We start from the raw sequence: 21,986 nt of genomic DNA, 5'->3' as shown, positions 1-21,986 counted from the left end.
ACATTGATGGAATGCCGGTGAATAGGGAACCGGAGGGGCATCCTGATGTGCTGAAGGAAAGATGTGTTATGATCATCCAAAATTTCCTTTCAGGCCGATACAAAAAAATAGACCTGCATATCAAGAAGATCTATCACAGACCAAAAATAGTGGTCATTGACGGTATTGTATTTTCTCCTGAAACAATGCTCTTAAATCGATATGAATACAATCCAAGTTCGGAGAGGTTAGTAAATGTTCTTCGCTGAACGTTCCTTGTAATTGGTACTTTTCTCTATTTAATACGAATTGATCAACGATTTCATGTTGAGGATCAACAACCCAAAATTCTGGCACCCCAAACCGTTCGTATACCTCTTTTTTGTGTATTTTATCGTGCTTTCCCGATTGCGGAGGCAAGATCTCTACCACAAGGTTAGGAGCGCCCTTAATTTTTTGATCGTGGATAATATGCATATTTTCATTGGATATAAAAATGACATCGGGTTGTAAAATATTGTCCTCATCCAAATATATGTCCATCGGAGATACAATGACAATGCCTTTGGGCCGACAAGTGTCATATATGATGTTCAATATCTTCGACACCAAAAGCTGATGATCAAGCCCGGGAGAAGGTTTTAAATCATAGCGGATACCGTTGATAATTTCATATCTTTCTTCAATAAGCGGACTTTCATACGGATCCTTTGAGTCAGTGTAAGACTCCGGCTGCTCTTTTACTATTTTCGAATTCGTGTCGAAAGAATCTCGTGGACACATATACATCACCCTCCTTCCTCTGGCTTCAAGTCATTGTTACCGTTATCATACCATAGTATGGGCTATGAGGGTGTTGCAGAAAATCCTTTTCCGCCTAACAGCAGTAAATGCGTGCGTAACGATTTATTTTTGTGAATCTTTGTGTTTTCATGTCGCCTCCTACTTAGTGTTATTTTTACCTAAGTTACCGTGTAAAAAGTCAGACCGTAACGAATCCGTTTATGTATGACATAGTGCTACAATCAATAACAAGAATCCGACATCAAAAAAGCCGGCTGTTGTTTTCGCTTTGGGAAAGAAGCAAACGCACAGCCGCTATAATTTTTCTCGTGAAATTCTTCTACTCGGCTTGAGGGTCTTTCAAAAACCTCCCGTCTCGATAATCAAGAAATGCCTGCTTAATCTCTTCTTCTGTATTCATCACAAACGGTCCGTTCGCTACAACCGGCTCATGAAGGGGAGCTCCTGCATATAATACCAGCCTTAATGGTTCGGCAGCTGTGATCTGTATTTCTCCTTCTTCAGCTTCCCCGTTGCCTATCCAGAGCATTTGACCTTTGGAGGCTCTCACCTCATTCACCCCAAACACCCCGTTTCCTTCCAGGATGTACATAAATCCGTTATAGCTCCCCGGCAACGCTTGGGAAACAGTGGCCCCAGGATCGATGAGCATTTCCACCATCGTTACGGGAACGTGATTTAGTGTAGGAGAGGTGACCCCATTGGAAGTCCCGGAAAATACACGAATGGTCGCTCCCTCCAATTCCTGTGTTGGCATGTCCTCCCCTTTTAAGTTCTGATAACGTGGGGTGATCATTTTCTTAGCGCGAGGAAGATTGACCCATAGTTGAAGCGAATGGGCTGTGACCCCTTCGGATGGTACTTCATTATGGATCACCCCACTGCCGGCGGTCATCCATTGCACATCCCCCGGTCCGAGAACGCCGCTGTCTCCGGAATGACTATCATAATGTTCAATCTGTCCATCAATAACGTATGTCACAGTTTCGATTCCCCGGTGCGGGTGCTTGTCAAAGGCTCCCGCTTGAAATTTATCTTCCATCAGCAGCAGGAATGGGTCACTTTTTGCCCAGTTTCCCGGTGCCACGACAGGACCGGCCGTGTGAATGTCACTATTTTTGCGAAGGATTACGTCTCTCACTTCAGCAATCGTTCGTTGTTGATTTGTCATGTCCATCCTCCCTCTATAACTACAAAACAAACAAAAGTCTATGTTTATTTTTTCTCCGTGCTCCCTCTCTTTCTACCCATTATCTGCAGTTCTAATGCCGAAGCAGCCTTTTATTTGTTTGTACTTTCACTTTACCATGATGATTTGACTCCATGATAATGTTTTGCACATCGCCTATGTTATTTAAACGCTCTCGTTTCGGTAAGTTAGACCAACCGGTAAACTGACACAATTAATCGTATCAACATAAAGGAACAATTGGTTTCCTGTTCCACATCCATCGTTAACATCAACGTTACAAATGTTTCCAGACCCAAACAAGATCCTCATTCTAAATATGCAGTAGTAGCCCTTAAATTTATAAAAGCGATTTTATAGGATTGGTCTATGGAGAAGCATCAGACGCATATCGATAATGTTGTTTCCGCGAATATATTAGCGGCAGAAGCACCGATATTACATAGAAAAATCATCAATGTGGGGGAGGACGAATTGATTTAATACCATACTTAGGAAAATAAATGAATGACTAGGAAAAGATTTTAAAGCAACCTACACGTCTATATGTTTTGGGGATGTAAAACACTCTTTAGCTGTTATCAGGATCACTGAGGAGTTCATAGGTTACCCGCCCTCCTGTTTCTTTTCAAGACGGGCTTCAATAGTTAAAAAGCGGCTCATGATGAATGCCACGATCATGGATGTTTATGATGTACGCAAACAGCCTCATTTTCCTCAAAGGGAACTTTATGTTTTGAAGGGGGCAAGTATTGGAGATGAAGAAATCAAACCAAGTGCCATGCATATCGTATTAGGGAAGATTTTTGGGAAAAACCATTCCAATAAAAATCTGATAAGATAATAAGGATGAATTTCAATTTCCAGGAAAATCATAATTGGGCATGATCCGTTTGTTCCCTTTTAGATCTCCTCTCTTTACTACTTCATCATTTGAATTCGATGGATTTCCAAGTCATGCTTGGATACTTGATTACGAAGATATTCAGTATCTACATTCTGCTTTCTTAATTCTGTCAACAATACTTCGTGACGCTCCTGATTTAATTGTCTTTCCTCCTTAAATTCTTCATATCGTTGTTCATTCACTTCGTATCTTTGCTGATTCAAATGCTTTTCTTCCCGGAATTCGTCATATCGCTGTTGGTTCAACTTTCGTTCTTCCTTCATTTCCTGTTGCAATCCTGATACGATCTTGTTGTTATCGGCTACCATTCTTATTAATTGCTCCATATAACCTTCCAACTTGTTTAAACGCTCTTCACTCATCAAAATCCCCCCTATCCCTATTCCTATATATTGCCTCCACAATACAGAACATTCGTTCCTTCGCCAATAACTATTGCCTATTATTTTGGATAGAATAGCAATCGTTGGCCAATTCAAAACAACCCTGGATCCCCTGACATGCACCTTAGATTTTTGAATGTGCTCCTGTGTGCCATCGATATAAGATGACATCTAATATAGTTGTCCTATCCAAACAGTGCAAAGCTCTACGAATGGAGAAAAATATCAAGGTTTCATTCTACTTTCAAAGTTATTTTTTTGTGATGTCAATGATCAGGAATCTTCATTCATGAAGGTACTTTTTTATATGAGTAAAACTCAGACAATACTGTAGAAAACCACCCTGACCCCCTTATACGGTAACTGGGGCTATTTTTTTGAGGTGATTCAAGTTTTGGGCAATGATTGGTCATTTTGCCAGACAGGTTTTTCGGCGCAAGGGATTCATTATTCGGCGCGCTGGACATTTGATTCAGGGCTTTAGAAACTTTTTCGGCGTAGCGCCCGGGTATTACCCGAATGGAGCAACTCTATGAGGATGAAGTCAGTGCGTATAGTTTCCAATAACTCAGCAGTTCTTCGACTCGATACAACACAAAAAGGAGTGAAATGTCAGAGGCCTGGCATTTCACCCTAAAAATTATATGCTTTCTCTGATTTAAAGGTTGACGATAGGGGGTCTCCTCCATCACTTTATTCTTGAACTGTTGTAAAACCAGTTTTGAAAAAGGAGCGGTAACAGATCGGCCTTTTCAAAAACAGGATTTCAATGGAAAAGTGATTTTACTTTTTAGGAGCAAGATCCAAAGCAGCCCGGATCGCTTCTTGCATACTTTGTTCATCGGCAATATTCTTTCCGGCAATATCAAAGGCGGTGCCATGATCGACTGAAGTACGAATGATACCGCCTTTTAATCCTACCGTAATGTTTACACCCGCTTCCAAGCCGAGTACTTTTACAGGAGCGTGTCCCTGATCATGATAACAAGCTACCACGATGTCAAAGTCTCCTCGACCCGCTCGAAAAAATAATGTGTCTGCTGGATAAGGCCCCTCGACTTGAATGCCTTCCTGTTGCGCTTTTTCAATTCCAGGGATCAGTTTTTCTTCCTCTTCGCCATTACCAAACAAACCATTTTCACCAGCATGGGGGTTGATTCCACACACAGCCACGCTAGGATTTTCATTTCCGGCACGAAGCAGCGTTTCATGGGCCAGGCGCACCACGGTATACGTTCGCTCAGGATTAATATTTTCGATTGCTTGTAGCAATCCGACATGAGTGGTCAGATGGATTACCTTCAAATTCGGCCCGGATAACATCATGGAATAATCCTTTGTGTCAGTCAAATCAGCTAATATTTCTGTATGCCCTGGGTAGAGGTGTCCACCTTTGTGCATGGCCTCTTTATTTAAAGGGGCTGTACAAATCGCCTGAATGTCGTCGCTTTTCGCCAATGCTATCCCTTCTGCTACATACTTGTAAGCTGCATCCCCAGCTTGAGGAGAAATTTGACCAAATGGTAAATCCTTGGATACTAAATTCATATCATAACAATCGATGGTTCCATGCTGAAACACTGATTCTTTAACAGAATGAACAGAATGAATCGTCACATCAGCCTGTACCACTTGTTTGGCTCGCTCTAGTATTTTCGCATCTCCAATTACCACAGGGTGGCATTGTTCATATAACGTTTCATCCTGTAAAGCTTTGACAATAATTTCTGGACCGATGCCTGCTGCATCTCCCATTGTAATACCCACGACTGGTTTCATAATCGATCTGCTCCTTGTAATTTGTGAATGGCTTTAACAAATGTTTCATCACTACCGAACGCACCTGCTTTTGTGACAGCGTACATACTTTTCCCGCTTAGAAAACGTCCAAGAGGAATACCTGTTTCCATCTCGTCCAACAGCTCGAATCCTTCAGCTTGAACATGCGTACATACTTGTTTGGCCGTATCTCCACCGGTCATTACGACTCCGCTCACTTTCTCTTCGTCCATAAGTGGAACAGCGGCTTCTCCCAGAGCGGAGACGATATCTATACTTGCTTCATGCGGTGTTATTCCTACGTTTGCCGTTATCTTTTGTACCTGTTCAATATCGCTTTTTGATGCGGATGAATAAAGGGCAACATGTCGCCCATTATCCAGCGCCCTTTTGCCAGCATCAATCATGCGTTGAACTTCTTCATTCTTTTCGACCGAACTGTTGATAACCCGATCAGGTTGCATACGAACTCCTTCCACTTTTGGCTCTTGCAATAAACGTTCAAGCTGCTTGCGAGAGACCGCACTGACACTTCCAATGACAAACAATACAGATTGATTATTTTTCGCTACAGAAAAAGACGCTGTTTGCTTACCAAAACCACATACAGCCGGCAGATGATGCGCTAATCCAGCAGAACCTACCCATAAAACCCGGTAGTTCGATTCGAATATATAAGCTGCCGTTTGGCGTAAGTGCTCCTCTGCTTCCGCATCAAAAACAAGATATGGGATACCGTCATTGTGGTACACCCCAAGCTTATGCTGTACATGATCGCTTCCCATCTTTAAGTCTTCCCGGCCCACAAACCCTACCGCTCTTTCCGTTTGTTGCTGTATTAAACTAGGCAAATAAGCTTCTGTTATCGGGTCCTTCGGATTTTGCGCAAATTCCGTCTCATCCAATCGAACTCCATTTAAATAATGAACACCATCAATCACTTGACGTTTGTTTTTCGGATAGCTCGGAGAAATGATGACAAAATCAGGTGCAAACACATCGTACATGGCGTCAATTTCTTTTCCTATATTGCCACGCAGTGTAGAATCTATCTTTTTATAAACAAGATCAAAACCTTCACTACGTATATTTTCTGCTGTCTGCTTTACTTTTTGATAAGCGTCTTTAGCTGAGATAGACCGGCTGTCGGTATCAAATACAGCCGCTTCGACTTCGGCCAATGAATCTGTCACAGGGGCTAACAATACAGAAGTCTTTAAGCCATGACGGGCTAATTGCACACCACTGTCGTTAGCTCCTGTTAAATCATCCGCTAATATACTGATTCGCATCTTTCTTTACACCTCAATCTGATAAGGAGCCCAGGTTATGGGCGTCTTAATCTGAACTCCTTGTTATCATTCAAAATCGTCCTATTCACCGGCCCATATACGCTTCATATTTCCCTTTTTTCTCTAGCCGTTTGACCAGTAATCCAATAAAGAGAGGCAGTAGAATCGCGGTTGTTACCACACTAGCCGCTACTTGCACGGTCGCAATTCCTTCGATACTGGCGAAAGCCGCATTCGCTGAAGCAATCGCTGCTGGTGTTGCTACTGCGTTTCCGGCTGTCGAACCTTCAGAAGCACCGACAATCGGGTTCCAGCCAAACGCTTTAAAGGCCAAATAGCCGGCTCCACCTGTGAAAATCACCGTCATTACACCAAGAGCAACTCCGGCCAACCCACCTGTAATAATGTCAGCAAAATTAATGCCCATTCCGAGTGAAAAAGCAAAAAAAGGAATTAACATATCGCTACCCTTGCCAAGGAACTCTCTCATTTCTTCATCTAAGTTTCCTAATACCATTCCGATGATAATTGGGAGTAAAACCGCCACAAAGTCAACAATGGAAAATAACCCTTCCACAAATCCCATAGCCCCAAAAATAGACAAAGCAACCATTGTCAAAAACGGCCCATCATTCAAAGCCAAAATGGAATAAGCAGCACGGTCATCACTTTTTCCGTATTGACCAACCAAAGCCACATATAAACCGCCGTTACTGTTCGTCATTGCAGCAATAATGGCAATCGGAGCCAGCCCAAGAAATAGACCATCCGCCCCTGCAAATGCATAAGCAATAAAACCAAATAGACCACCGACCAGCCATTTTGTTGAAAGCAACGTGAAACCTTTTCCAACCGTCACCCCTACATTCTTCAAATTAATTTGCGCACCCGCACATAGGAGGAATAAAGCAATTAATGTCAAAGCCCCATCAACAAACAATTCCTCGGTGAAATTACCGATCCGCAATAATCCTGGCGCAAACGTATTAATGAGTGCTCCCAATAACAGAGGAACAACCATCATTCCTCCGGGGATTTTCTCCATACCAGCTTTAATTTTCATTGTAACCCCTCCTGATAAATATTTAAATATGCAACAATTCAAAGAGAACATTAATTAAATCGCTTTCATAGTTGCACTATAAAATATATAAAACGTTTTCACAATACATTTATTAAAATTTCATAACAAAATTAAAATAACGTTGCTTTTTGCAACGCTACCTGTTTTTGTATTTATTTCAATTTGCGCCATAAAGTAGATCGGTTAATGCCTAATCGGCGAGCAGCTTTCGTTTGATTGTTATCCTCTTCTTGTAACACTTTGCGAATGACCTGCTGTTCGATATTAGCTAGTGACTGATTTAAATCAATAGCTAATTTTTGTTCTACATCGCCGGATATGTTTTCTAATACATCCTCTTCAATGTAGGGCTCTGTTGAATGTTTAACAAGCTGAGCGATGGTTTCTTCTAATTGTTTTATATTTTCCGGCCATTCTTGTTGGTGTAGGTACCCCAGTACACTTGGAATCACGCCAACCATTTGCTTACCATATTTGACATTACTCTGAGCAATAAAGGATCGTATGTAATCTTCTAAATCATCCATTCGTTCTCTTAATGGAGGGAGATGAATCACTTGATCTTTCAAATGATCATAACAATGATGATGGAGCTTTTGATTATTGACAAGCGTTTCCGGAGATTGAGAAAAAAGAAAAATACATCGCCCCGCAAATTTTTCAAGTCCATCGAAGCAATATTGCTGGTGTTCATAGGACAAATTTTCTAAGCCCTGAACAATAAGCGTACCTTTTTCATTCATTAAGGTTGTCCATCTGGATCGTACAGATCTACCGTCTTCATGAAAGATCACCCAATACACAGGTTCTTCTTTAAGGAAACTGCAATAATGGATAGCACTGGACAACACCTTCTTTCCCGTACCCGATTCACCATAGATCGCGATCGGCTTTTTGTTTTGGGAATAGATCTGTCCCTGCTGGATTGCTGTTCGAAGCGCTGGGTGGTCTCCACTCATTTGAGAAAAAGAATAAATGGAACTCTCAAGAGGCCTCACTTCTACCTCTTGATTGGCATAATGTTTCATAGACATACGAAAATAGTATTGGGTTGAAAAATTGTTATCACGAAAGAAACCACCTTCGATCTCTGCTGTGCTTCCACCCATTTGCATGTGCTCATAAAGGCATCCACTCCGTTGTTTCACCTCATATGCCCATTTTGTTAATTGGTCGTCACATTCACCCAGCCACTCTGGCTTCTCCACTCCCCCCCACAACAATGAAAAAGCCTTATTTTGATAGATGATTCGGTGGTCTTGATTGAATAAAACGACACCATCCTCAACATTCTCCAATAAAGACTGGTAGGCTCGCTCTTGTTCCAACCTTCGTTGCTTCATTTCATACATTTGTCTTACCTGCTGGAACGCACTGGTCACAGATTCCCGACCCGAGGTAATCATAACGCTCTGTAAACCGTGAATCTCAGCCTGTTTCATCGCGATTGTATCTCCGATAATTACACTCGCTCCTTTTTCTTTTGCCCTTATCACAGCACCGCCGACTTCTCCCGGCTCATAAATGACCGTGTATGGGATATCAATGTTCATCAATCGAGATACTTCAATAACCCCTTGACAAACATTCGGAAAACCAACCATCTCTACCTGCCATTGATAATCTTTAATGAGCATCAATGTCCGCATAATATCATAACCAGAGACATCAATTTCCACAACAGGTAAGGAGGTATGCTGACGAACAATATTAGCCGTCCCCCCACGACTGATAATTATCTCATAACCTTCTTTTTCAAACCGTTGAACAACAGGTATCCCTTCATGTAAATCTGCTTCTTGTACAGTAGCCTCAAAATCCAAATATTCTTTAGCCATATTTTCAGCCAATGTTTTTAAACCAGGGTAAGGCGCAATAATACCAATTTTAATGGGCATTTGTTTATCCCCCTATGTTTCGAATAGTATTAAGATCTCCATTATCGACGTCAGATTCGCTTCTGGCTTTTTTTGATTAGCACAATACCATACATTTGCAATAAAGTTTGTTAATGAAAAGACCAAGCTCTAAACGTGGCACGTTCACCCGTTTTTAGTAATTCTGCATAATAAACTACAAACGTGAACAATATGTAGTTGGTTTTCCTTTAATTTAATAAATCCGCGCTTCCACTTCGATGTCCTCAACCGAGAGACTTTCCCCTATACATGAGGATTACAACATGAAAAGAAACCGTCTTATTTGTTGGACGGCTTCTAGTTATCATAGGTTTCATACAATATCTCTCTATACACTTGACCAAAAGGTTTATTTTCTCGTTCAGCAATGCGTTTAATATCTTCATATTCTAACGAAGTTTGATAGGTTTTATCTTTATCATATCCTACTTTTACCCTAACCTCACCAAGAGGGGTTGAAAGGGTGTCAACCCTACGATTTAAAGGACGTCGTTTGGCCTCTGTACGCCTTACTCCAAATGTACTCGTTTCTTGTAATAGGCAGTTTTCTACCTGTTCAGCATGGACTGTATCGACTAGCGCAGTGATCAATGTCCCAGGTCGGTTTTTTTTCATGTGAACAGGGGTGTAATACGCATCAAGTACACCAGCTTCAAATAATCTCTCCATCGTATAACCTAGCGCTTCCCCCGTCATATCATCAACTTGACATTCAAGGATGTGGACTCTTTCCTGGTTTTGATGACTGGGGACATCCTCCATGAGCAGTACACGCAAAACATTGGGATGATGAGGGAAATCCTTTTTCCCGGCGCCATAACCAATACCGAGGATCCTTCCAGCGGGGATAGAGCCGAAATGAGCGCTAAGTGCTTTCAGAATCCCAGCACCGGTCGGTGTAGTGAGCTCACCATTGACATCGAGAGATGCTAAAGGGATTCCTTTTAACAAATCAGTCGTTGCCGGTGCTGGAATCGGGTAAAGTCCGTGTGCCATATTCAACTTGCCGGAGCCTGGAGGCACAGGTGAAGCTATAATCTGATCAACATCTAACTGCTCTAGTGCCAGGCAAACGCCGATAATATCAATAATGGAATCCATTGCACCCACTTCATGGAAATGAACATCTTTTGGGTCCATCCCATGGATCCTGCCTTCAGACTCGGCAATGACTTCAAATATTTTGGTGCTTCGGAGCTTTACACGCTCCGGAAGTTCACTATCTGAAATCATTTCCAGAATGTCGGATGCTCTGCGATGGTGGTGGTCATGGTTGTGTGTATGATCGTTGTGATGACCATGGTTATGCACGTGATCATGAAGATAATGGTGTCCATGCTCTTCATCAAACGTAAGTAGTAATTGCTTTGACGATATCCCTTTCTTGATGACATCTTTGGTATCCATCGAAAACGCATCGATGGGTAATGTCCGCAAACGAGCAGCAACTTGTTCCAGATTTACTCCCAAATCTGCAAGCGCAGCCAGTGTCATATCTCCGGCAATTCCAGATACTGTGTCTATATATAGGATTTTCAATTCGAATGCCCTCCATCAACTGCTAGTTTCATCATAAGTGTCGCTTGGTAAGCTGCACCAAATCCGTTGTCAATATTAACGACACTCATGCCTGATGAGCAGGAATTTAGCATAGCCAAAAGTGGCGTGAGCCCTTCAAGATTCGTCCCGTATCCCACGGATGTTGGAACCGCAATAACCGGGCGCTTTACTAGACCTCCGACCACGCTTGCGAGCGCACCCTCCATACCTGCGATTACAATAACCACGCTTGCCTCCTGAATGAGTGCGCGATGCGCAAGTAAACGATCAATCCCAGCAACACCGACATCGTATAATGTCTCCACCCGACACCCCATCCATTTACACGTGCGCGCAGCCTCTTCAGCGACAGGCAAATCCGATGTACCCGCGCATGCAATCAATACATACCCCCTCGCTATCGGTTCGTTTCCTCCATAAACAAGCGTTTGTGAATGTGCACAGTAATCACCGCCGGGAACTGACGCCAGCACATCCGTTGCCTTCTGTTCACTAATACGTGTTACTAATGTCTTGTTATGCTTCGAAATGAGCTTTTCCACGATTTTCTGTACCTGTTCGCCTGTCTTTGACATACCATACACGATTTCCGGGAAACCCGTGCGTTCTTCCCGATCATAATCCACTTTACTAAATCCGAGTTCTTCAAAATTTGTCATATCGTCCCTCTCACTTTGCGCTTTCTGTTGCTAAGGCAGCGTTCATGCTGCCGCTCTTGTAGCCTGCTAAATCAAGCGTTACGTAAACAAAACCTAGTTCACGTAGCTGCCTAGTAATCTCATCATTATGATTGAGCACCTTCTCCATATCTCCGGTCTCCACTTCAATGCGGGCAATCTGCTCATGAGCTCGCACACGCACTTGATGGACACCAAAGGATTGTACACATTGTTCTGCTTTATCCACCTTTTCCAACTTTTCAATCGTAATCTTTTCTTCATAAGCAATGCGCGATGCCAAACAGGCATAGGAAGGCTTATTCCATGTACTGAGTCCCATCTCTTGCGATAATGCGCGAATCTCGTCTTTGTATAATTTTACTTCTTGAAGGGGCCCTCGCACCCCATGTTCTCTGGCCGCAACGACGCCAGGGCGATGCTCACCCATATCATCGGTAATCAATCCAAAAATAATATTTTCAAAGCCTTCTCCTTCTAAAATCGGCCGTAAATTCTCAAACAGATTATCCCGACACAAATAGCAACGGTTTTGCAAGTTATCATCAAAGCCTTCAACGGCTAATTCTGACGTTTCAATGACTTGATGGTGAGCACCTAGGCTGGTTGCGAATTCCTTCGCTTCCTCAAGTTCCCGTTCAGGTAACGTTTCAGAATTTGCCGTTACCGCCAGCACGTTGTCTTGGCCCAGGGTCTTCAAAGCGACCGCCAACAAGAATGTGCTGTCTACACCACCAGAATAAGCCACTACAACCGTTTTTAGCTCCACCAATAAGTCTTGGAGTTCGTGTAGCTTTTCTTCTTGTTTCATTGTATCTCCCCTTTATTTCACTTCTACATAAGGAATTGTTAAGGGTCCGAGAGGTAAAATGGCTACCGACATGTCTTCACCATATTTTCCACGAAGGTCAGTTAACGTCTCTTCAATCGATTTGCTTGACTTGAGCATCGCTGTTTTTACTTGCTCATCACTTAACTTAGAATATACATATACATCTGACCAGACTTGGATCACCGCTTGTTTCTGTACTTGCCACTGATCAAACATCTTGAACTCCGGATCCTCGATCATGCCCAACAATTGTTGGGGTGTATCTTTCATTTTAAGGATGTCGGCGTAATTTCCATGGCCTGGTAATCCATCGGAACATTCGGACGCCACAATGATGCTCCCGTCTTCTTTCACGATCTTCTGGGCGGCGCTCATCCCCTTGACTGCTTGGTAGAGATTTTGGTCAAGTGGATAGCCGGAGTTCGAGGTAATCACGACATCAAAACGTTCCTCACAACGCACCATAGCGTGCTCTTTTGCGTATTCACAGCCTTTATCATGGGCCTCATGCAACTCACCGGCAAAAACCTCCGTAATGTGCTTCTCTCTATTGAGGGTCACATTCAACATAAATTCAGGCTTGCACATGCGATTAATCTCACGCGTCATATTTTGCAATGGATTATCTTCCATATTCCCCCAGGTAGAGCGGGGGTCCCCAATCATGCGGGCGTTGTGGAATGTCATGATCGTTTCAATACCTGCAATTCCCGGCATAATCCCTTTCGGTCCACCGGAAAAACCAGCGAAGAAATGTGGTTCAATAAAGCCTGTGCTAATGCGAAAGTCGGCTTCTACATATTCTTTATTTAAGTAGACGTCACAACCGTATGAACTGTGCCCCACTTTGACGAGTTCATCTTTTTCATGACAATGGTTGTTAACGATACGGATGTTGTCTACAATCCATTGCCCGAGCATTTCCACAAACTCTTCCTCTGTTTGATCGCGGTGTGTACCGGTGCCATTAATAATAACAAAATTTTCTAATGGTATATTGCCAAGTGTTTTAATGATGGCGGGTACGAGGATATCGTTCGGCGTTGGTCGTGTTATGTCACTAATCACTATTGCCACGGTATCCGTATCTGTCACCATCTCTCTAAGCGATGGTGTCCCGATAGGTGCTTTCATGGCTTCCAGAACCGCTTCTTCCTGATTTTCCAGTGCTGGAATATTCGTTGGCTCAATTACGACTGTGTCCTCCGGAACCTGAATGTCTAAACCATCTCGACCATATAATAATGTTTGTTTCATTAGGGAATCAAACCTTTCTCTATTTTTCTACTTCATCATCTTCTAAACGCCCATCAATGCCTCGCTTACGTTGATAACGATCCATTAGAATGACAGCAACTGGACAGAGAATCGCAGTTACGATGACCGCAAGTGAGATTTGAGCAGTAGCCATCGGAGCAAGCGCTTCATACATTTCTACATCTGCTTGTAGCATAGCACCTGCTCCCCCTGATACAGCGGCGGCGGATGCGATAGCGGCAGGCGTTGCTGTTGCATTCCCTGCGGCAGAAGCTTCTGCCCAAGGTGCGATATAACTACGTTCGCGAAAAATCCAAAATGCAAACATCCCTGCAAAACCAGTTACAATCGTTGTCATTAAACCAAGTGCAACACCCGCTCCTACGACTTCAGGGTTGAAAAATAACGTTAAATCCATCCCTGCACCAAGTGCAAATGCAAAGAACGGTACAGGGAGAATTTCTCCCGGTTTTAGAAAAGCACGCATCTTCTCATCTAGATTCCCAAGAATCATTCCAATTGCAATTGGAAGCAACACTGCTATAAAAGAGATAAAAGGAAAACTTTGACCAATAATACCGAGTGAAATCATGGTAAGGAACGGGCCATCATTTAATGATAGCACGGCCACACCGCCGACATCAGAGCGACGTCCATATTGACTTGTCAACGCCGCATACATGCCACCATTTCCGTTTGTCATCCCCGCAATAATGGCAACCATCGATAGTCCAAGCAAACCATCCATCGGATCAAAGAAATAACCAAAGAGAAGACCTACTGCCAGACCTGAGAAATATTTCGATACTAATAAAATAGATCCAATTTTGAGTGCTTTTCGACCGATTTTCAAATTCATTTGGCTACCCGCGCAAAAGAGGAACAAAGCAATCAGCACCATAGCCCCATCCTTAAATAAATCCTGGGTAAATCCCCCAATTCTCAAAAACTCATAATTTCCATTTTCCAGCTCAGGCGCGCCTAATATTCTTAAAAATTCCACAATAAAAGGGAGTTGAAGTTGGTCTATCGTATTTAACGTTGCACCTAACATGAGCGGTACAACCATTAGACCTCCCGGTACTTTTTCAATATTATCTTTAATCCGCATTTCTTGTGACCTCCTCTTGATGGAAACTTCACAACGCTGTCTTTGATTGGGATTGTCCAAAAGTCCGGGAAAGCTTGTTCAATAGGAGCTTCGGCGAAAAAGGAACTACTGTTAAGATCTGCAAGGTCCTGTGTCGAACACAGAATTTAGGATATATTATTAAAATTCCTATTCTAGACGGACGCACGTCCTCGTGTCGGGTTTGCAAAAGGACGTCGCTAACTTTTCCGACATCGACTCTTTTTGTCAACAAGTAATCATTAGGAATATAATAATAATATCAGCAAGCGTTTACACCCATTTTCTAATCTTAATTATACAGAAAAATACAGTAGTAATAAACAAAAACTATGATAAGAGGCTATAAAAAGCTTGAGAAAAGCGCCCGCGTTTCTATAACCTACATTAGACATCCAGGCCCCACATCTAGAGTATCTCGGCCCTCTTTGTACTCTTACGACCACACCGCTTCTTGTAGTCGTATCGCTTGCGGATGCTTAAAATGCTGCCAACTTCCATTGCCATTTTTTTCAACCTGATCAACCACTTCACCGGCATGGAGGACAAGAATACGATCAGCGATATACTTAGCTGCCTGAAAATCGTGCGTAATAAATAAATAAGAGAGATCATAAGTTTCTTTCAATCTATGAAGTAATGTAAGAATATGATGCTGCTGGACTACATCTAAACTACTGACAACTTCATCAAACACAATAAATAATGGACGACAAATGAGGGCACGTGCAATGGCTGCTCGCTGTAATTGTCCCCCGCTTAACTGTTTAGGATAACGATCCAACAATTCCTGATCGAGTTGAACATCTTCTAATATTGCGTTGATTCGTTCATAGCGCTCCCGCTTTTTGACCCGCTCGATTAATAAAGGCTCAGCCAGACTCTGTGCCATCGTTAATCGGGGGTTAAAAGCGGAATACGGGTCTTGGAAGACAATCTGAACCTTATTTCTGAAACGTTTGTTCTTACCAACCAGAATTCGTTCGCCCTGGATGAATATCCTGCCCTGATCTGCACGTTCCAGGCCGACCACAATACGCCCTAACGTACTTTTACCAACACCGCTCACACCCAACAGCGCTACACATGCCTCTCGTTCAATATGTAAAGAAACGTCTCGCAATACCCGGCTCCCGTTCTTTTTCCCATAACTTTTCGCCACTTTTTTCACTTCCACAACCATTATGCATTCACTCCATGAAACTTCAAGTGAGATCTGAGTAGAGTTCTCGTATAAGTATGTTCAGGTCCTGCAAAAAGTTTCTTGACAGACAACCGTTCGACAACTAAACCTGATTTTATTACAAGTACTTCCTCAGCAAGTTTAGCCAATACGCCTAAATCATGTGTGATAAGTAACATCGCCTCGGTCCCCTCGTTTCTCAATGAACCCAATTGATGAAGTACTTGCTGCTGGGTTACGGTATCTAACGCCGTCGTAGGCTCATCTGCAATCATCAGCTTAGGCTTTAATGCCATCATTAAAGCAATCATTACTCTTTGCAACATTCCCCCACTCAACTCAAACGGATAGCGTCGCAACAACCACTCAGGGTCTTCAAAAGCCATCTTGTCCAGCATACGAATGACTACACTACGAGTTTCTCTTTTCGTACAGGTAAAATGCGTTCGGACCGTGTCGAGCATCTGCTTTCCCACTGTAAAAATCGGGTCAAAGGCAGAAAGGGGATGTTGAGTTAAAAAACCGATCTCCTTGCCCCGTACACGAGATACTTCTTCCAGCGTTAATGCCATGAGCGACTTTCCTTGAAAATAAATCCCTCCACTTACGTGAAATGCTGGATCTAACAATCGCATAAGGGCAAGGCTGAGCATAGTTTTCCCTGCCCCGCTCTCCCCGATCACTCCTAATGTTTTCCCAGCTGAGAGCGTAAAAGATATATTTTGCAGAAGTGGTTGCTGCTCTGGCGTAAAGATGCTTAATCGGTCAACGTTCAGCATGTCCCATCACCTCTACTTTTTTATATGAAAAATTTCTCTCCAATGATCGGATAGGATATTAAATGAGAGAACAATGACAAAAATAATTAACCCGGGAAAAATCATTAGCCAGGGAGAGCTATAAAAATAATCACTGCTTGTATTCAACATCGCGCCCCATTCCGGGAGAGGAGGTTGTATGCCGAGGCCTAGAAATGAAAATCCAGCGATATGTAACAGCACACTTCCTACATCCAGCGTCGCCAGTACGAGGACATGCGGTAACACGAAAGGCAGTAGGTGGCGCGTAATGATTCGAAACGAAGAACCCCCATGAAGCCTGGCTACGTGCACATATCGTTCCTCTTTTAAGCGCACAATCATATTCCGAACAAGTCGAGCACCCGGCATCCAAAAGACAAGAATGAGCGCAAACATTAAGTTAAGCATCCCGGGGCCAAATATACCGACAAGGACGAGGGCTATCATCAGGCTCGGAAATGCAAGCATCCATTCACTGATACGCATGAATATTTGATCCAAACACCCACCCCTATACCCAGCTATTGTACCAATTACAATAGAAAGTATGGCGGCTATAATGGCCACAACGAGCGCTCCGAGAAAACTATAGCGCGCCCCATACAATAATCGCGAAAACACATCACGACCTAGATGATCTGTACCAAACCAGTATTCAGCAGAAGGTGGCAGTAAACGACGTGAAGTGTCACCAGCAAACGGATCAACAGGCACAACGAACGGCGCAAACAAAGCAAATAGGAACGCCAACAAAAGTATAGAGCTACTAAAGATAAGCGCTTTTTTCTTCCATAACACACTAAACATGGCGCGACCCTTCCCGCCTGCGTAACCTCGGATCTACCCACGCTTGCAACCAATCGACCATCATGTTAACGACTAAGAAAATAAAAGCCATGAAAACGATGTAAAATTGGATCACAGGGTAATCACGGTTCGTAATTGCCGTCACCATGTATCTCCCCATACCTGGCCAGGAAAACACACTCTCAACGATGACAGTACCTGCCAATAGGTAGCCTAGTGCTACACCCGATACTGTAAGAAGAGGCAAAAGCGCGTGGCGGAGAATATGCTTTCTAAAAATGGATGGTTCCCGAAGACCGCGGGCACGACTATACGTGACATAGTAAGCCTTACTCACTTCCAGCAAGCTAGTTCTTAATAAACGGCTGAATAATGCAATGTAGGGGATGGAAAGGGTGAGCACCGGTAACACTAAACTGCTCCAATCCCCTCTCCCCCCTGACGGTAACCAACCCAATTGATAAGAGAAAAAATATACAAGAAGAAAGCCAAGCCAGAAAGTGGGTATGGCTGACCCCCCCACCGAGAATAGCCGACTGAATGTGTCAAACGAACGCTTTTGGTAACGAGCGGCAAAAATGCCGATCACTACACTTATGACGATCGTCAATAAAAAAGCAGTGAGACTCAATTGTAAAGTTGCGAGAAAATAATACAAAACTTCCTCAAGAACACGTTCGCCCGTTAAAAAGGATCTCCCGAAATCAAGCTGCAGTGCAGAAATGAGCCAATTCCAATACTGTTCATAAAGGGGAAGATCCAATCCTAATTCCTCTCTTACAGCTGTGATCGCCTCATCCGTAGGCGGAATTTGAGATAATCTCAGATAGGCTTGAGCCGGATCCCCCGGGATCAATTGCATAAGTAAAAATATAAACATCGAGAGAAACAGCAAAGATGGAAAAAGCATGAGTATTCTTCGAGCGATTAAAGCGGCCATGTCCCTATCTCCTTACTTGCTCCAGAGAAAATTCATAGGGTATGGGAGAATATTGTACACCTTCAATGTCATCATGGTACACGGCGATTGTGGATGGACTGGAAACCGGCAAATAAATCGCTTCGTCATGCAGTGTACTTATTATATCTTCATATTGTTTTTCCCTTTGCTGCTCATCTGTTTCAACTAACACCTGACTAATCTTTTCATCAAGCTCATCCTTATCAGCTAGCCCCAGCTGCGCCTGATAATCTGCATGGGAAGGAACCCTCATGGAAGAAAACATTGCATGTGGATCATACTGAGCTCCCCATGTCTCATTGTAGATGATATCAAAATCCCCGCTTTTTTGTGCTTCAAGAAAAGATTGGTTGTCCACGCCGGAAAGAACAATATCGATCCCTAAGGCACGAAGTTCACTTTGCATATACTCTGCCAAAATGGTTTGAACTTTATCATTTGCATCAAATACAAAGGTGAGCTGCAGCGGTTCGCCATTTTTCTCTCGAATATCATTATTATCTACCTGTTCCCAACCAGATTCCTCCAGCAGTGATTCAGCTTTCGAAGGATCATACTCATAGGGGTCTAAATCATCCGGCTGGTATGGCGTGTCATCAGGAAAGAGACTCAAAGCATGCTCTTCTGTCTGGTGGAGCATATCTTCGATAAAACTATGTGCATCGAATGCATGATTAAGCGCTTGCCGGAAATGGTGGTCTTCAGTGGCTCCTCGATTAGAATTTAAAGCCAATGCACGTGTCGCTTGCGGCGGGGAGGTACCTACTTCATAATTCTCGTTGCTTTGTAAATGATCAAATGCATCTAAACTGATTAAACCATCCCCATAAATCATATCAATTTCTTCGTTTTCAAAAGCCATTACACGAGCATCACCATCAGGAATCACGCGCACAACCAGCTCTTCCATCTCTGGTTTTTCGCCCCAATAGTTTTCATTGCGATGAAATACGGCTTCTTCATCCTTACGGTACTCCTGAAGCACCCATGGACCCGTACCGACCGGATCTTTGAATTGCCGATCTTCAGAAAATTCGGCGTCTCCAAGAAAACGGAAAGGCCGCACAAGTGCCAATTCCTCAAGCAGCGGATAATATGTATCTTCCAGTGTGATTTCAAATGTATAGGGATCAATCACTTCCGTTTGGGTGATTTGATTGGTCAATTCCAACCAGGCATGGTCATCAGGCGCCGCTAATACTGCATCGAAATTCTTTTTAGCATTCTTCGCGTTAAATTTGGAGCCATCCGAGAACTTCACACCTTCTCGTAAAAAGAAGGTATAAGTTCTTTCGTCTTCTGATATCTCCCATGACTCGGCTAAATGGGGTTGTATTTCTCCCTTTTCATCGTGTTTCACAAGTGATTCATAAACAAGGTTTTGAGCAAACATCTGGTTTTCACCATAACTATGCGGGTCGAGAGGACCTACATCTTGGGGCCAGGAGATCACAAGTCTATCCTTATTATTGCTGCCTGCTTCAGATAGCTGTTGCTGGCAGCCTGTGAGAATCATAAGTGCAGTAATTACAAAAATAAATGATACTAAGTTTTTCATAAAAAGACCCCTTTGTACTGCTTAGTCGGCGTTCGTCCCTATCAGCAATGATCTATTTCAGCGCCTGCACACCCATCCGCCCAATACTAACGTCTGTAGGTTAATGGGGATTTCCACCACACCTTTCTTTTCAATAACATAAATTGTCGTGTGGTCACTTCTGATGTGCTCCAGCAGAACTTTCTTCCTGGATGTTTGTTGAAATCGTTTGATCCAGTTATCGCGAGTAACACAGTACACGTTGATGTGTATCGATAAATGATGCTGGTTAAGCCCATCATGTCCTGCAAATACAAAGTCTGTGCGTTTAATCTCCAAGCAAATTGTTAGGTGACGATTAGGCACCGCTTACGGAGCATCTCGGACGTTGAGTTGACACAAAAAAGTCCATTTATTCACTGTAACCATCCCTTTGTATATTAACATACAAATCGAATATCTCGTTAAACTAGAAATACAACAAAGGGGACCCATTAGGCCCCATTTACAAATTCCGTTTAAACTTTTTTAAATTTTTATAAATCATAAGCTGTACATGTTAATCCAAAGCATGCTTTTTCATAGTACACTAATATATCGTGTAATAACACTATTATTGTTAATCTCTATAATATATTTGGCAACCATAGGGTGATGGCAGGTATGAAAGCGATGAGTAGAGCAGCAATAATAAGGATAAGATAAAACGGTAACATTTCCTTAATTAATTTTTCAATATATACACCGGTAATGGAACTGGTTGTGAACAAAACCGTGCCCACTGGGGGTGTTAACGTACCAATACTGACCGCCAATACAAAAAATATACCAAAATGAACCGGATCAATGCCAAAGGTATTCAACATCGGCATAAAAAGTGGTGTCAAAATCATGATCAAGACGTTTCCTTCAACAAACATGCCCGCTAAAAGGAGGAAAATCAAGGCTACAATAAAAAACATGAAAGGATTATCAATATAGCTATTTACAACTTCTGTTAACTGTTGTGGGACTTGTTCTACTGTCAAGACCCAGCCAAAAGCTGATCCGCCTGCAATGATTAACATGACTATTGCCGCTGTCTGGGCACTTTCAAATAATGCGTGAGCAAGCTTAGGGAGCTTCATTTCACGATAAACAATTAACCCGAGAAATAACGCGTAGAGAACAGCAATAACACCTGCTTCTGACGGCCCGAAAACCCCAAGCCGAATACCGCCTATAATAATAACCGGCAGCAAAATTGCCAGCAATGCAGGCCTTAAAGCAACAATCACCTCTTTGGGCCTTGCCATCGGTTTTTTGTTTTCGACTTCAAAGTTTCGGCGTTTCGATATAAAATGACTCAGCACAAGCATTAGAAATGCTAACAAAAGACCCGGTACTACACCGGCAACAAACAAGTCTCCGATCGAGACATTGCCTACAAATCCATACAAAATCAAGGCAATCCCCGGCGGCAGAATAGGTGTGATGAGGGATGTTGCAGCCGTTAGCGCTGTTGCAAACCCTTTATCATACCCTTCTTCTTCCATTCTGGGGACAAGGATTTTCGAGTTCATCGCCGCATCGGCAATGTTTGACCCCGACAATCCACCCATAAAAGTACTTAGAATTACGTTGACTTTGGCAAGCCTGCCAATGGTGTGTCTGGTGATGACTTGTGCAAAATTCAAGATCCTTGTTGTAATGCCGGTATAGTTCATTAAATTACCGGTAGTTATGAAAAACAGGATCGCCAGTAAAGTAAATGATACTGACCCTTCTACCATTTGTTGAACAATAATCCCATTAGGAATATTAGATGTAAATACATAATACGCTGAACTAATTATAAGAGCTAAGGCAACGGGGATGTTCAATAAAATACTAACCAGTAAGATGAGAATGGTAATGAGCAGTTCCAT

The 21,986-nt window shown here is 42.8% G+C and carries 18 protein-coding genes; all 18 read right to left on the bottom strand.

Annotated features, from left to right (window positions below):
• Positions 1–153 precede the first annotated feature (153 nt).
• Positions 154–762, bottom strand: a complete 609-nt coding sequence (locus tag HNR44_RS03270) for a Uma2 family endonuclease (protein WP_184402672.1) — start codon at positions 760–762, stop codon at positions 154–156.
• 340 nt (positions 763–1,102) lie between these two features.
• On the bottom strand, positions 1,103–1,954 hold the full coding sequence (locus HNR44_RS03265; RefSeq protein WP_184402671.1) for a pirin family protein: 852 nt from the start codon (positions 1,952–1,954) through the stop codon (positions 1,103–1,105).
• 939 nt (positions 1,955–2,893) lie between these two features.
• A complete protein-coding gene (locus HNR44_RS03260) occupies positions 2,894–3,241 on the bottom strand; it encodes a ribosomal eL19 family protein (RefSeq protein WP_184402670.1) in 348 nt (115 codons plus the stop codon).
• Between the two features lie 804 nt (positions 3,242–4,045).
• Entirely contained in the window at positions 4,046–5,041 is a 996-nt protein-coding gene (gene pdxA / locus HNR44_RS03255) for a 4-hydroxythreonine-4-phosphate dehydrogenase PdxA (protein WP_184402669.1), read from the bottom strand.
• Positions 5,038–6,333 (bottom strand): four-carbon acid sugar kinase family protein, encoded by a 1,296-nt coding sequence (locus HNR44_RS03250; protein ID WP_184402668.1) that lies wholly within the window; start codon positions 6,331–6,333, stop codon positions 5,038–5,040. Before HNR44_RS03250 ends, pdxA begins: the two co-directional genes overlap by 4 nt.
• Before the next feature lie 85 nt (positions 6,334–6,418).
• On the bottom strand, positions 6,419–7,396 hold the full coding sequence (locus tag HNR44_RS03245) for a 2-keto-3-deoxygluconate permease (protein ID WP_184402667.1): 978 nt from the start codon (positions 7,394–7,396) through the stop codon (positions 6,419–6,421).
• 173 nt (positions 7,397–7,569) lie between these two features.
• Positions 7,570–9,315, bottom strand: coding sequence for a sigma-54-dependent Fis family transcriptional regulator (locus tag HNR44_RS03240; protein ID WP_184402666.1), 1,746 nt, complete (start codon positions 9,313–9,315; stop codon positions 7,570–7,572).
• A 318-nt stretch (positions 9,316–9,633) separates the two neighbouring features.
• Entirely contained in the window at positions 9,634–10,875 is a 1,242-nt protein-coding gene (gene larC / locus HNR44_RS03235; RefSeq protein ID WP_281381342.1) for a nickel pincer cofactor biosynthesis protein LarC, read from the bottom strand.
• Positions 10,872–11,555 carry a nickel pincer cofactor biosynthesis protein LarB gene (gene larB, locus HNR44_RS03230; RefSeq protein WP_184402665.1) on the bottom strand — a complete coding sequence of 228 codons (684 nt, stop codon included), beginning with the start codon at positions 11,553–11,555 and terminating at the stop codon, positions 10,872–10,874. Before larB ends, larC begins: the two co-directional genes overlap by 4 nt.
• Positions 11,556–11,565: 10 nt before the next feature.
• The gene (gene larE / locus HNR44_RS03225; protein ID WP_184402664.1) at positions 11,566–12,384 is read right to left on the bottom strand and encodes an ATP-dependent sacrificial sulfur transferase LarE; all 819 of its coding nucleotides are present in this window, start codon (positions 12,382–12,384) and stop codon (positions 11,566–11,568) included.
• Positions 12,385–12,396: 12 nt separating this feature from the next.
• Positions 12,397–13,662 carry a nickel-dependent lactate racemase gene (gene larA / locus HNR44_RS03220; protein ID WP_184402663.1) on the bottom strand — a complete coding sequence of 422 codons (1,266 nt, stop codon included), beginning with the start codon at positions 13,660–13,662 and terminating at the stop codon, positions 12,397–12,399.
• A 19-nt stretch (positions 13,663–13,681) separates the two neighbouring features.
• Positions 13,682–14,773 carry a 2-keto-3-deoxygluconate permease gene (locus HNR44_RS03215; RefSeq protein ID WP_184402662.1) on the bottom strand — a complete coding sequence of 364 codons (1,092 nt, stop codon included), beginning with the start codon at positions 14,771–14,773 and terminating at the stop codon, positions 13,682–13,684.
• Positions 14,774–15,227: 454 nt separating this feature from the next.
• Positions 15,228–15,974 carry an ABC transporter ATP-binding protein gene (locus HNR44_RS03210; protein WP_184402661.1) on the bottom strand — a complete coding sequence of 249 codons (747 nt, stop codon included), beginning with the start codon at positions 15,972–15,974 and terminating at the stop codon, positions 15,228–15,230.
• Complete coding sequence (locus tag HNR44_RS03205) at positions 15,974–16,753, bottom strand: ABC transporter ATP-binding protein (protein WP_184402660.1); 780 nt, start codon at positions 16,751–16,753, stop codon at positions 15,974–15,976. Before HNR44_RS03205 ends, HNR44_RS03210 begins: the two co-directional genes overlap by 1 nt.
• A 12-nt stretch (positions 16,754–16,765) precedes the next feature.
• A complete protein-coding gene (locus tag HNR44_RS03200; RefSeq protein ID WP_184402659.1) occupies positions 16,766–17,581 on the bottom strand; it encodes an ABC transporter permease in 816 nt (271 codons plus the stop codon).
• Positions 17,574–18,521: a nickel ABC transporter permease gene (nikB, locus tag HNR44_RS03195; protein WP_184402658.1), complete on the bottom strand. Its 948-nt coding sequence runs from the start codon at positions 18,519–18,521 to the stop codon at positions 17,574–17,576. The genes HNR44_RS03200 and nikB overlap by 8 nt, the downstream gene beginning before the upstream one ends.
• 4 nt (positions 18,522–18,525) lie before the next feature.
• Positions 18,526–20,100 (bottom strand): nickel ABC transporter substrate-binding protein, encoded by a 1,575-nt coding sequence (gene nikA, locus HNR44_RS03190; RefSeq protein WP_184402657.1) that lies wholly within the window; start codon positions 20,098–20,100, stop codon positions 18,526–18,528.
• A 605-nt stretch (positions 20,101–20,705) separates the two neighbouring features.
• Positions 20,706–21,986 carry a TRAP transporter large permease gene (locus HNR44_RS03185; protein ID WP_184402656.1) on the bottom strand — a complete coding sequence of 427 codons (1,281 nt, stop codon included), beginning with the start codon at positions 21,984–21,986 and terminating at the stop codon, positions 20,706–20,708.

Origin of the sequence: Geomicrobium halophilum (assembly GCF_014207655.1) — a bacterium.
Classification (GTDB): Bacteria; Bacillota; Bacilli; order Bacillales; family Marinococcaceae; genus Geomicrobium; species Geomicrobium halophilum.
The sequence above is the reverse complement of the archived record's forward strand: the minus strand, read 5'-3'. Positions and strand labels throughout refer to the sequence as shown.